General features: G+C 37.5%; 12 protein-coding genes and 1 tRNA gene. 9 read left to right on the top strand and 4 right to left on the bottom strand.

What is annotated here, in order from left to right; genetic code table 11:
- The first annotated feature begins 158 nt into the window (after window positions 1-158).
- The 4 genes from G7B18_RS03190 (at window position 159) to G7B18_RS03175 (ending at window position 2,822) form a co-directional block, all read left to right on the top strand.
- Window positions 159-602 carry an Hsp20/alpha crystallin family protein gene (locus tag G7B18_RS03190; protein WP_164122056.1) on the top strand — a complete coding sequence of 148 codons (444 nt, stop codon included), beginning with the start codon at window positions 159-161 and terminating at the stop codon, window positions 600-602.
- Window positions 603-733: 131 nt separating this feature from the next.
- Window positions 734-1,045 carry a 50S ribosomal protein L21 gene (rplU, locus tag G7B18_RS03185; protein WP_164110857.1) on the top strand — a complete coding sequence of 104 codons (312 nt, stop codon included), beginning with the start codon at window positions 734-736 and terminating at the stop codon, window positions 1,043-1,045.
- 44 nt (window positions 1,046-1,089) lie between these two features.
- Window positions 1,090-1,353 (top strand): 50S ribosomal protein L27, encoded by a 264-nt coding sequence (gene rpmA, locus G7B18_RS03180; protein WP_021070981.1) that lies wholly within the window; start codon window positions 1,090-1,092, stop codon window positions 1,351-1,353.
- 155 nt (window positions 1,354-1,508) lie between these two features.
- The gene (locus tag G7B18_RS03175) at window positions 1,509-2,822 is read left to right on the top strand and encodes a DEAD/DEAH box helicase (protein ID WP_164110855.1); all 1,314 of its coding nucleotides are present in this window, start codon (window positions 1,509-1,511) and stop codon (window positions 2,820-2,822) included.
- 39 nt (window positions 2,823-2,861) lie between these two features.
- On the opposite strand, the gene G7B18_RS03170 is transcribed toward G7B18_RS03175, so the two are convergent.
- The 4 genes from G7B18_RS03170 to G7B18_RS03155 form a co-directional block, all read right to left on the bottom strand.
- A tRNA-Ala gene (locus G7B18_RS03170) sits at window positions 2,862-2,938 on the bottom strand.
- Window positions 2,939-2,966: 28 nt separating this feature from the next.
- Complete coding sequence (locus G7B18_RS03165) at window positions 2,967-4,874, bottom strand: DUF3857 domain-containing protein (RefSeq protein ID WP_164122055.1); 1,908 nt, start codon at window positions 4,872-4,874, stop codon at window positions 2,967-2,969.
- Window positions 4,861-6,843 (bottom strand): DUF3857 domain-containing protein, encoded by a 1,983-nt coding sequence (locus G7B18_RS03160; RefSeq protein ID WP_164110851.1) that lies wholly within the window; start codon window positions 6,841-6,843, stop codon window positions 4,861-4,863. Before G7B18_RS03160 ends, G7B18_RS03165 begins: the two co-directional genes overlap by 14 nt.
- A gap of 67 nt (window positions 6,844-6,910) precedes the next feature.
- Window positions 6,911-8,689: an ABC transporter ATP-binding protein gene (locus tag G7B18_RS03155; RefSeq protein WP_164110849.1), complete on the bottom strand. Its 1,779-nt coding sequence runs from the start codon at window positions 8,687-8,689 to the stop codon at window positions 6,911-6,913.
- A gap of 209 nt (window positions 8,690-8,898) precedes the next feature.
- On the opposite strand from G7B18_RS03155, the gene G7B18_RS03150 reads away from it, so the two are divergent.
- The 5 genes from G7B18_RS03150 to G7B18_RS03130 all read left to right on the top strand — a co-directional run bounded on the left by G7B18_RS03150 (window position 8,899) and on the right by G7B18_RS03130 (window position 12,806).
- Window positions 8,899-9,966, top strand: coding sequence for a Glu/Leu/Phe/Val family dehydrogenase (locus G7B18_RS03150; protein ID WP_164110847.1), 1,068 nt, complete (start codon window positions 8,899-8,901; stop codon window positions 9,964-9,966).
- A 50-nt stretch (window positions 9,967-10,016) separates the two neighbouring features.
- Window positions 10,017-10,964: a transcription antitermination factor NusB gene (gene nusB / locus G7B18_RS03145; protein ID WP_164110845.1), complete on the top strand. Its 948-nt coding sequence runs from the start codon at window positions 10,017-10,019 to the stop codon at window positions 10,962-10,964.
- A 3-nt stretch (window positions 10,965-10,967) separates the two neighbouring features.
- Complete coding sequence (locus G7B18_RS03140) at window positions 10,968-11,417, top strand: DUF1573 domain-containing protein (protein ID WP_164122054.1); 450 nt, start codon at window positions 10,968-10,970, stop codon at window positions 11,415-11,417.
- Between the two features lie 29 nt (window positions 11,418-11,446).
- A complete protein-coding gene (gene yajC / locus G7B18_RS03135) occupies window positions 11,447-11,767 on the top strand; it encodes a preprotein translocase subunit YajC (RefSeq protein ID WP_164110841.1) in 321 nt (106 codons plus the stop codon).
- Between the two features lie 91 nt (window positions 11,768-11,858).
- On the top strand, window positions 11,859-12,806 hold the full coding sequence (locus tag G7B18_RS03130) for a YbbR-like domain-containing protein (RefSeq protein WP_164110839.1): 948 nt from the start codon (window positions 11,859-11,861) through the stop codon (window positions 12,804-12,806).
- The last annotated feature ends 8 nt before the right edge of the window (window positions 12,807-12,814 follow it).

Raw genomic sequence — 12,814 nt, 5'->3', positions numbered from 1 at the left:
TCTTAGAGGTGGGATATATGTAGATTAATGACATTATGACTGTTTTTATGTAGTTTTAGTGACAAAAATTCTTGTTTTTTGTTTTGGTATTTTTATTGAAATATGTTTAATGTATTTATAATAAAAATTGGATAACTAAATAATTGGAGGACAGAAAAATGGCATTAATTAAAATCCCAACTAAAGCAGTGAATACAGATGGTGTAAATCCATTTGTTAACAGTGTATTTGATAATCTATTTAATGATTCATTTATTTCAGATCGTTTGGTAACTCGTGTTCCGGCTGTGAATATTATCGAAACTGCAGAAGCTTTTGAGATAGAATTGGCGGCACCTGGATTACAGAAGTCTGATTTTAAAATCAACGTGGATAAAAATATTATTTCCATAGGCGTCGAGAAGGTTGAAGAAACTGAAACGAAAGAGAAAATGTACAGCAAGAAGGAGTATAATTATAGTTCATTTTCTAGATCTTTTACGCTTCCAGAGACTGTTGATTATAGTAACATTGATGCCTCTTATACGGATGGGATTCTACATGTAAGGATTGGGAAGAAAGAAGAGGCAATTGTTGCTAAACGATTGATCGAGGTTAAATAATTAGAGGAATTTTCCAAAAACAAAGGAGCTTGATATCAAGCTCCTTTGTTTTTGGAAAAAAAATTGCAGGATTAAATATAATAGCCTATCTTTGCCGTTCATTAAATAGTTAACATTTTTAATAAATAACAATGTACGCAATAGTAAATATAGCAGGGCAGCAATTTAAGGTTGCAAAAGACCAGTATCTTTTTGTACACCGTTTACAAGGAGAAGAAGGCGCTAATATTGAATTTGACAATGTATTGTTGGCCGAAGACGGTGGTAAATTCACTGTAGGTACTCCAAGTATCTCAGGAGCTAAAGTTTCAGCTACGATTTTGTCTCATTTGAAAGGTGATAAAGTAATCGTTTTCAAGAAAAAACGCCGTAAAGGTTACAAAAAGAAAAACGGTCACCGTCAACAATTCACTAAAATCCAGATCACTGGTATCAGTTTATAATTGAATTTTTAATCCAGGCGAAAGTCATAAATTAAGATAAAGAAATGGCACATAAAAAAGGTGCGGGTAGTTCCAAGAACGGCCGTGAGTCACATAGTAAGAGATTAGGTATCAAGATTTTTGGTGGTCAGAAGGCTATTGCTGGTAACATCATCGTTCGCCAACGTGGTACTGTACATAATCCAGATGCTAACGTAGGTGTTGGTAAAGATCATACTTTGTTCGCTTTAGTTGATGGAACAGTTGTTTTCCGCAAAAAAGCAAATAACAAATCTTACGTTTCAGTAGTTCCTGCTGAGCAAAACTAAGGTTTAGTTTAATCCTATTTAAAAGCCGCTAAGTAATTCTTGGCGGCTTTTTTTCTGAAAGTGTTGTTCTCAACGGACATAGTGAACCCTCGAGACATTTTCATTGCTGTTTAAACAGCTATTATATGAGGGTTTATTTTATATAAAACGTATTGATGAAAACTTTCAATGATTTAAAAGTTAGCTCGCCTATATTGGCAGCTTTGGAGACGCTTGGCTATCAAAACCCAACCCCGATTCAAGAACAGGCTATCCCAGAGGTGCTAAAAGGTAAAGACCTCTTGGGCTGTGCACAGACAGGTACTGGTAAAACCGCCGCATTTGCGATCCCTATTTTGCAACTACTTAATAATAATAGGCCTCAGGGACACAAGCGTGGTACCATCCGCTCACTGATTTTGACACCTACTAGGGAACTAGCGATACAGATTGGAGAGTCTTTTAGTGACTATGGTAAAAATCTGAAACTAAAACATACGGTGATCTTTGGTGGTGTTAATCAATTTAGTCAGGTGAATGAGATTCGTCAAGGGGTAGATATTCTTATTGCGACTCCAGGTCGACTTTTAGATTTGATGAACCAACGTATTCTATCTATCAGTCAGATCGAGATATTCGTATTGGATGAGGCGGATAGGATGTTAGATATGGGATTTATACATGATGTAAAGCGTGTGCTGAAGGTTATTCCTGAGAAACGTCAGACTTTGTTTTTCTCGGCAACTATGCCGAAGGTAATTCAATCTTTAGCTGATAGTATTTTGAGTGAACCGGTTAAAGTTGAAGTCACACCTGAGTCTACAACAGCAGAAACTATTCAGCAAACTTTGTATTACATTGAGAAAGCGAATAAGCCGAAGGCGCTAATGTATCTATTGAAAAAAGAGGTAGACGATAACGTTTTAGTGTTTACGCGTACCAAACATGGTGCAGATCGGCTGGTGAAGCTTTTGCACAGACAGGATATCTCTGCTGCTGCAATACATGGTAATAAGTCTCAAAATGCTCGTCAGAATGCGTTGGAAGGCTTTAAGAAGAAAGAAATACGTGTTTTAGTTGCTACTGATATCGCCGCTAGAGGGATTGATATTGATCTCTTAAAGTATGTTATCAATTACGAGATTCCCAATATGCCAGATGCCTATGTGCACCGTATTGGCCGTTCAGGTAGAGCAGGTGCTGAAGGTTTTGCTATTTCTTTGTGTGATGTTGAGGAGATCCCATATATCAAAGATATACAGTTCACAATTGGCTTTGAGCTTCCTGTGAAACGGATTGAAGATTTAAGCATGTCTCCTCAGTTTGTAGCAAAGTCGTCATTTCTAACAGGGAAGACGAAGGTTAAAGCTGAACAGCCTAAGTCTGGTGCAAAGCCTGATTATCGCCATAAGAAGAAACAGTCTTCCGGCAGAGGTGGACGTTCTTTTGGTGGGAAAAGGTCGGGCGATAGCTCTGGCAAGAAGTACTAAAATAAAGAAAGGCAGATTTTTTAGATCTGCCTTTTTTAATGGTGGAGAATAACGGATTCGAACCGATGACCTCTTGCCTGCCAGGCAAGCGCTCTAGCCAACTGAGCTAATTCCCCTTTAAGCTGTTGCAAAGATATAAAAATATTAATCTGTTGCAAGTCTAAGTGTAAATTTAACTCGATCAGTTTCTGAAACCTCACGCATAAAGTTGTAGAATTGTACATAGCTTTCGGGTTGATAAGTGCCTTCTCTAATCTCCAGTTTACGGTAAAATATCAGCTGATCATCTTTCATGGTGATTTGAAGGTCATAAGTGCCCATAGGAGAGTCTATAACTTTATTTATAGGATGAAATCTGCCTTTAATCTGTTCTTGTATGCTGTAAGTGATACTATCAATGTCTGTATAACCTCGGTTGATGTAGAGGGGATTCGTTCTATTTTTAGATTCTGGGATAGCTTTGGCCAAATTGAATAAATTTGGAGAGAATATTAGCTGATCTTTGTTCTTTACAACATAGTTCTTTATAGTGATGTCTGTTTGTTCATTAATCGTTGATTCTGTTTGAGTTTTTACTTCATAAACGTTATTCGAAAAGCTAATATTATCGATGTCGTAAAACTGCTTTAATAACTCCTGTTGTTCGTGTTGTCCTTTGGAAACATTTTCAAAATGATTGTCGAATTGAGTGCCAGTAAATGTTGTCGTTATACTTCCTTGAATACTGCCAGTCTTCGTTACTTTAAAGTCGCCTACTCGATGTTGCAAATTCCTAGTATATGGATATCGGGTTGTTCGTAATATTTTGCCTCCGTCTGGTGTGCAAGCAAGAACTAGCCTGTCATCCGTAAACTTGCCTAGATACCCGAAGGGGTGTTTACTGCTTGTGCATTCAAGCCAAGTGGTATCTTTTTCAAAAGGTAGACATAGTATAATATGATTACCATCAACGGCATTCGCAAAATCTATATCCAAATTTTTTTTTTGATGCCCTGCCTCGACGATACAGTATAAAGATTCGATACCGGCTTCTTTTAACAAGGCCTGTGTATAATTTACGAGAGCTTTGCAGTCTCCATACCCCAGTTGGTCTACATAGGAAGCTGGATAAGGTTCAAGCCCTCCAATTCCTATTTGTATACTGACATAACGTGTTTTATGCTGCATGTAAGCGTAGAGCACTTTTGCTTTTTCTTTGTTCGAATCTAGGTGTGCCGTAAGTTCTCTTACCTTATCTTTAGTTTCTGGGGATAATTCCTGCTTGCCTGTTAGGAGATTTTCATGTACCCATTTTCCGAAATCAGTCCAGTTCTTTACAGTTCCTTTTTTCTTGAAATAGTGGAAAGTTTCTGGGACAACTTTAACTAGGATAGCATCTTGTTGGTCAAAGGGCTTTAAGGGCTCTTCTTTTCGTGCTTTTATGTTTTTCGCAATCCATCTATAAGTCTTGGATTTTTCAGTTGTCGTTATGTGGGCGGGTTGAGGTATGTTCTCGCTTTTTATCCGTAAAAATTGGTCCGATTTGCAGTTCAACTCGTATGTGCTACTAATTACAGCAAGATCAGGTAAGTAATTAGGTTGCCAGTAGGGAATAAATAGATTTTGTGTATGTTTTACTTCGTAACTATATACAATTGTATAGGGGTAGGTATGAAAGTTCGGCGTATAATGTTTGACTCGTATATCATCAAACATACTGACTTGACTTGTCGCGCTGTAATCTTTAAAATCCTTTTGATTGAATTTATTAATTTGATTGCCAAACTCATCCAAAATCTGTCCTTTGATATCCTTGATGATTTTACTTTTGTCATAGTATAAAACGAGTTCTGCATGTTTTTCTCCCGCTTTGTTCAGTATCGTTATCACTCGATGTACAGTTTGGAATGCATTTGAATAGTCCAGCTCAAAGGATATGTGTTCTTCCTGTACTACAGCATTGGCGCGACTTAAGAGGTCTTTTGAGATAGCCGATGCGCTATATTGTTGGGCGCTTGCATGTAGGATACAGATTGTTGCCAGTAGTGTGAAAATAATTCTATAAAAAAGCATTTGCTGTGTAATTGAATGAGTGATCTATCTTAAGCTGTTGTATTATTCTCGAAAACAATTCCTTTAATCCGAAATATTCATCGGTATTGTATATAGCCTTTTTAAGTGATAGGTGTTGTGAGACATGTAGAGTGCCATCTATCAATTCACTTTTGTAGTAATACCGGGCCGTATTCTGTGGTAATACAAGGCTTATATTTTTGGGTGATGTTTTTATGTTGCTTCCCTTTGGAAGTTTTACGGTTATCGTATGGCTCTCGTCTCTTTTAGAACCGATATCTACATGGTAATTTCTCTCGTCGAGATTGAAGGGGTTTTTAGTAGTACGATTGATAAAGATGGGGTTAAAAAAAAAACTATCTCCTTTTATTTCATCACCGACTTTGACCTCTATGACGAAGTTTTCAATAAGGGAAATTTCATTGTCGTCTAGGTTCTCGATGTTAAGTTTTTTTATAGTGATACTTGTTAATTTTTCGTCAACAGCTTCCTCGTATTCTTCTACCGAAGGATACTCCAGTATATTTCGACGCTTGCTTACGGCGTCCATTCCGTTGTACACTATTGAAAGGTTACCTTTTAGTGTGCCGGTGGATTCCAGCGAGCCATCAAAATTGTAATGAGTTGATGATATCTGGTTATTAACTAACGGAATCCACTCCGATGATTTTTTAGAGAAAATAATCCGTCCTTTTTCGTTGATGCAGCGCATGGGTAATTCGCCAAAAGGGAGTAACGGATCAGTTGCGTCTGCTAAGTAGGTTTCATCATCGATTTTAATGCCCGCTATCACATAGTTAAAATCTGAAATGACAGGATGAAGATTGTTAGGGACTCCATTATCGCGTGTAGAAACAAGAATCGGATAGGATTCTATACCTACGGCGTTGAGGGCCGTTACGAGAGTTAGATTAATATCTGCAGCGTTTCCATTTTTATTTTTAAAAGCATATTCAATACCATGTTGAGCGTATTTTCCATTGGTATTGTTCCATTTGATGTTTTGTTGAACCCATTTGAATACATTTTTAGCTTTGTCATGTTGATTAGAGGAAGTGTCTATTGACTTGTTCAGTATTCCTTCAAGTAAGTTTGTTTTTTTTAATTGCCCGCCAAAATCTTTATCGGTCATGAGTTCTCTGTCTACATCGCTCCATTTTTTTGTAAAAGATTTGACACCGCCTCCTGACATAGCCATTTCTTCTAACTCAAAACTGACTGCTGAAATGTAGTTTTTTGGAGCCAGCATGTAAGCTTCTGTTTTGAAAGCTGGTATACTTTCCATAAAGTAGGTGATGTCGGAGCAGTCTATTTTGTTCCCGTTTAGAACTAGGCATTCGCGCTGCAGTTTTGATCTTGTGTCGGAAAGTTTCAATGGGCCTTTTAACGTAATATTGTATTTATAGATAGCAGGAATCAATATTCGATAATGACTTTTTAGCTTTGGGATATCTGTTTGGAATTGCCAGGACCTGAAGTTAAAGATGTCGGGAGAGACTAAGGTGTATTCAAGTTCTATTATCGACCCCATCTGGATATCGGGCATCGTAAATTTGTTTAATTTAACAAAATCGCTTCTGTTTTCAATAAAGATATCTTTGTTTTTGAGAGGGGTGCTTTCTACTTTGCCGTTTACAAGGTTATAGGTCGTAGCTTTTATGTTTGTAATATACTCAAAGGTCGAACCGTATTTATACAGTGGAATCGTAAAGTTAGCCTGTTCGTATCCCTCCTTTGTGAGGATTCTAAGCCGGGTCTTGTAGTGGTGAAATACCATTAAGGATCGATCTGATTCGCTCCTATCAATTTGTGTCTTACCATGTTCAAAGAGCGTTATGGCATTGGCACTGGAATCTAAAGGGTATACTTTAGTTTCAAAATCGGTACGTCTTATTGTAGGGGTGTCCTCAAATTGTGCCATTAAGCTAGTTGAAAGCAACACAAAAAGAGCTAAAAGAATATGTCTCATAACTGAATATCCGGTTTGGTATCTTCCGAAAGTTAGATAAATAATCCCCCAATTGCAAACAGAATTGTTATTCTGTACTTTGCAGTAATTGCTTTTCATAGAGTTCGGCATACTCCCCATTGGCAGCTAACAAGCTACTATGGTTTCCTTCCTCGATGATACTTCCATTTTCTAGTACAATGATATGATCTGCATTCTTGATCGTTGAAATACGGTGAGCGATAAAAATAGTCGTCTTGTTTCGCATAATACGGCTTAGGTTGCGCAGTATTTCTTCCTCAGTTTTTGTGTCAACAGCAGATAAGCAGTCGTCAAAAATCAACATTTGCGGATCTTTGACTAATGCTCTTGCTATAGAGACACGTTGCTTTTGGCCTCCCGATAGCGTGAGACCTCTTTCGCCTATATGGGTTTGAAACCCCGCCTCAAAAGCAAGAATGTTCTCATATACAGCTGCATCTTTAGCTGCGGATTCTACGCGGTCTATTTCGCAATGATCTAGTCCAAAAGCTATATTGTTGGCAATAGTGTCGGAGAATAAGAATACCTGTTGCGGTACGAAGCCTATCTGGTGACGTAAATCTTTTATATCTAAGTTTTGTATGTTATTGTCATCAAATGTTATGTTGCCTTGATCTGCATCGTACATCCTTAACAGAAGATTGGCAAGTGTCGATTTTCCAGATCCTGTCTTACCGATGATAGCTAGTGTCTGACCTGCTTTGATCGTAATATTTATATTGCTTAATGCCTTGATGCCGGTTTCCGGATAAGTAAATGAAAGGTTCTCAATACGGATATTTCCTGCTAGTTTCTGGGTAATTGTACCACTGATGATTTCAGGTTTTGTGTTAAGGAATTCGTTGATTCTTTTTTGTGAAGCTGCTGCTCGTTGGATGAGTGAAGTTACCCAAGCTAAAGCCATTGCAGGAAATGTGAGTTGGTTGACATACATAATAAATTCTGCAATATTGCCCGCAGTTATCGTTCCTTTATTTACTTCTATCCCACCGATATACACCGTGACGATCGTACTAAATCCAACAAGAAATATGATTAATGGGAAAAATATAGCTTGTACTTTGACTAGATCCAACGAGCTGTTACGATAGATGTTGCTTTCATGTGCAAACTCAGCCATTTTTTGCTCTTCTTGCGTATAGGTTTTTATGACTCTTATCCCAGAGAAGGTTTCTTGTACAAAGGAAGAAAGTTTTGATAGCTGAGTCTGAATCTTAGTACTCCGCTTATTTATAATCCGATTTACAATCAAGATGATCAGTGATATGATAGGGATCGGAATTAATGCATACGTTGCCAGTGTGGGATTGACATCATACATTGCGTATATAATCATAACAGAGAGGGTTACTGTATTGATTGCATACATAATAGCTGGGCCTAGATAGTTTCGTACCTGATTGACATCCTCTGTCGCTCTGTTCATGAGATCGCCAGTGTTGTTTTTTCTGAAGAAGGAAAAATCTAGTTCTTGGTAGTGTCTGTAGATTTCATTCTTTAAATCATATTCAATATGCCTAGAGATGAGAATAATGGATTGCCGCATTAGGAATAGAAAAACACCTCTCAACAAAGCTAAGATAAGTACCACTAAGCCAAAAAAGAGTAAACTGCTGCCAAAAACCTGATAAATGAGGTCTTGTCGCTCAAATCCGTCATAAAGTCGATACAGGTCTATATTTTCTTTGACCAAGTCAAATGCCTCCCGAATTACTTTTGCTGGTAAAATTCCGAAATAATTAGAGATGATGACGAAAATAACACCTGGTATCAAGCGCCATTTGTACTTAAAAAAATATTTGTTGAGGTAAGATAGTTCTTTCATGTTCTGTGTCTATTACAAATGTAATGGTTTCACTTTAATATCTTTTGGCTGTTTTTTGCTTATTCGTCATATAATTCTCTAAAAGCTGTATTATTCCATATGTATTTACGTTTTGTGATACCGTATATTTCAATAAATAGCAGATAAAACAAATTAATTTTTTATTTTTGTAAAGCTTTTTAGGGTAGTTTTTTATTATTTCTTTTGATATGCAAAACGCTTCAGTTTTTGATTTGATGGCTGTTTCCGGACATCAGAATTTATTTTTTTGCAATGATCCACAGGTTGGTTTGAAGGCTATTATTGCTATTCATGATACGACGTTAGGTCCTGCCATAGGCGGGGTTAGGATGTTGCCTTATGGGTCTGAAGAAGAGGCTATCGAGGATGCTTTACGTCTTTCAAAGGCTATTACTTATAAGTCTTCATTGGCAGGGTTGAATCTTGGCGGTGGTTGTGCCGTTATTATTGGCAATAATCGTACAGAAAAGACCGAGATACTTATGCGCCGTTTTGGCAAGTTCGTAGCAGGTCTTAACGGTAATTTTATTGCTTCTATCGATGTCGGAACTACACAAAAGGACCTTGAATACATTCATGCAGAGACAGATTACGTCGCTGGTTTGCCTACCTCTATGAATGGAGGAGGAGATACAACTGTTTTTGCTGCAAGAGGTGTTTTTTACGGTATAAAAGCTTCTATCAAAGAACTATATGGGGATGATTCACTGGCAGGAAGAAAGATAGCTGTTCAAGGTGTTGGTTCAGTAGGCGAACAGCTGGTATCTATGTTGCGTGCAGAGAATGCTCGTGTTTACGTGTCCGATATGACTGAAGAGCGTAAGATGAAGGTAGCTGCTAAATACAAAGCCGAGCCTATACAATACGCGACTAGTTATGAACTTGATGTGGATGTATATGCTCCTTGTGCATTGGGAGGGACAGTTAATCCGGATACTGTGCCTAAGATGCGTTGTAAGATTATCGCTGGGTCTGCGAATAATCAACTGAAAGATGAAGAGCGTACAATTCAATTGTTGAAAGAACATAATATTCTATATACACCAGACTTTTTGATTAATTCTGGAGCACTAATAAGTTGCTATTCGGAATTAGAAGGATATGGGACAGACCGTACGGAGTCTTTAATCCGTAATATTTATAGCGCTACGCGCCATGTTTTGCAAACATCTAGAGAAGAAGATATCACGACATTTGAAGCAGCCAGACAGTTGGCAGAAAGGCGTATCGCAGATATGACTAAGCTGAAAAGATAGTGTATGTTCTTTAATAATCGTTCTTATAAAATAATCGTTCTTATTACACTATGTTAAACAGAAGACACCTTAGAGTTAAGGTATTGCAGACGCTTTATGCGTACAGTTTATCCGAAGATAAACAGGTTAAAGATTTTGAAAAGGCACTTTTCAAAAATGTTGAAGAGGTTAATGAAATGTATATCTGGACATTGAATCTATTGGATGAGGTGGCAGAATATGTGGTTTTAGACCAAGAAAGTCGTGCCGCGAAGTTTTTACCAACGGAAAAGGATAAAATGTTGACGGCAAAATTGAATGGTAACACCTTTATTGAGTCGTTGCGACAGAATCGTACCTATTTGGAGTTGGTTAAGAAGTATAAGGTGTCTTGGGGCTTTGATCCTGAAATTGTACGTTCAATTTTTGCGCAGCTTAAGGATTCAGAAGCTTACCTGGAGTATTTGGCTTTAGAAGACCAGAGTATCAATGCTGAAAAAGATATTATCAAGTATATCTTTAAAAAGATTATCCTGAAATCAGTAGATATTGAGCAGGTATTTGAAGATAAATTCATCAATTGGCCCGTAGATAAAGAAGTTCTTCAGGCGATGATTGCCAAAACTTTTAAGAACTTTAGTTCAGAAAACCCTTCTAATAATAAGTTGGCTGAACTAACCCCCAGTTGGGATGAAGATGAAGAGTTTATTTCCGAATTATTAAAGACATCCGTTCGGTACGGGGATGAGTACCAGGCATTGATTGCAGCCAAGACGAAGAATTGGGAAGCAGACCGTATTGCACTAATGGATATTTTGTTAATGCGTATGGCGATCAGTGAACTTATAAATTTCCCATCAATTCCAGTTAAAGTTACTATAAATGAGTATATTGAGCTTTCTAAGTCGTTTAGTACATTGAAGAGTAACACTTTTATTAATGGTATTTTGGATAAAATCCTAGCTGACTTAACGAAGGAAGGACGTATTCGCAAGGCAGGTAGGGGATTAAAGGATTAACTTATGATATTTAAGAACACACTTTTGGCTATTTCTATTTTGGGATTTATGGCTTCCTGTAGTAATCAGGGAGATACTAATGCCAATAAAGGAACGACTGCTATCGTTGCTTCAGTCTCTGATAGTACAGGTTCGGGCCAACAAGGTACTATTGAGTTTGAGAACTCAGTTTTTGACTTTGGGAAGGTAAAGGAAGGTGCTGTTGTGGAGCATATTTTTAAATTTACCAATACAGGCAAAGCTCCTGTAATATTGTCTCAGGTTTCAGCTTCTTGTGGTTGTACTACCCCCGATTTTACTAAAGAACCCATACTTCCAGGTAAGACAGGTGAGATAAGAGTGAGTTTTAATAGCTTAGGCCAAGTAGGTACACAGCAAAAAATTGTAACCATAAGTTCAAACGCTGAACCGAGAGTTACTACTGTTCAAATTAAAGGGGTGGTCGAAAAATAAATCCGTATTTTATAACTAATTAAATAATAATGATATCAACATTTTTTTTACAAGCTGCAGGTAGTGGTGGGTTAATGAGTTTCTTACCGATGATTTTGATCGTTGTGGTATTTTATTTCTTTATGATAAGACCACAAATGAAAAAACAGAAAGACCATAAGAAATATATTCAGGAATTGGACGTAAACTCTAAAGTAGTAACTACTGCTGGAATTCATGGACGTATCGTAGAAGTAAGTGAAACTACTTTTTTGGTTGATGTTGGTTCTGGAGTTCGTATTCGTTTTGACAAGTCGGCAATCTCATTGGATGCATCACGTGCAGCTAATGCAGAGGTTAAGAAAGATTAATCTTTTCTCTTAGAAAAAACAGAAGCCATTCAGTATGTTGAATGGCTTTTTTTTTTCGTTAATATAGGGCATTTTATCTAAGTTTGTACATATGAAGCAACGAAGAATTAGTAAAATACAACGTCGTAAGATTTCAATTTTCGTGCGTTGTCTTATTATTTCTTTTATCGCGTGGTTGTTGATCGCTATCTCTAACAAGTATACATTTACGATCAAAGCAGGTATAGAATATGTTAACATACCGGAAAAACGTGCTTTTCACCCATTACAGTCTGATACAGTCAATGTCCGCGTGAAGATGAGTGGTTGGAATGTGTTGTTGTCCCGATTGAATCCAGATACCGCAAATATTCAAGTTGATTTAAGTGGCCTGAGTACGCGAAATTATATAGTTTTCTCTAATCAGATTGGTTTTATAAATAGGCAATTCCCAGTGGATAAACAGGTGATCAGCGTGGGGCCAGATACCCTGTATTTTGATTTTTCAAAGCAGACTCAACGCAAGGTGCCGGTCCGCGTACCTATGCATCTTGGATTTAAGAAGCAATATGGCGTAATTGGGGCTACTCGGACGAGTCCTGAATACGTCACTATAACTGGCCCTTTGGAGGACGTGGCAAATATAGAGTATCTGGAGACCGATAGTATCTTTGGTACCCAAGTTCACACCGATATACGTACTGTTTCAAATATTAATAAGCGCCAACGCACGAATGTGACGATTTATCCTACCTTTGCCGAGGTTGTTATCCCAATAGGGGAGCTTACGGAGAAAGTTATTGAATTACCAATAAAGGTCGAGAATGAAGGTCGGTATACCTCTGTCCGTACTATCCCTAGTAAGGTGACGCTTACTACTTTGGTGTCATTAAAGGATTTTAGTAAATGGACAGCACGCGATTTTGAAGCTATTATCGATTTAGATAATTGGGAGGAAAATCGTGTTAAGAGTTTACCTGTTTTATTGACAAAGGTTCCTGATTTTGTTAAAGTCGTAAAAATTGAACCACAGAATGTTGATTTTTTTGTGCGTAAGTAAGAGTTAGG

This window comes from Sphingobacterium sp. xlx-130 (genome assembly GCF_011007405.1).
Lineage (GTDB): Bacteria > Bacteroidota > Bacteroidia > Sphingobacteriales > Sphingobacteriaceae > Sphingobacterium > Sphingobacterium luzhongxinii.
Note: the sequence above shows the minus strand (reverse complement) of the source record. Positions and strands in the feature narration are given on the sequence as shown.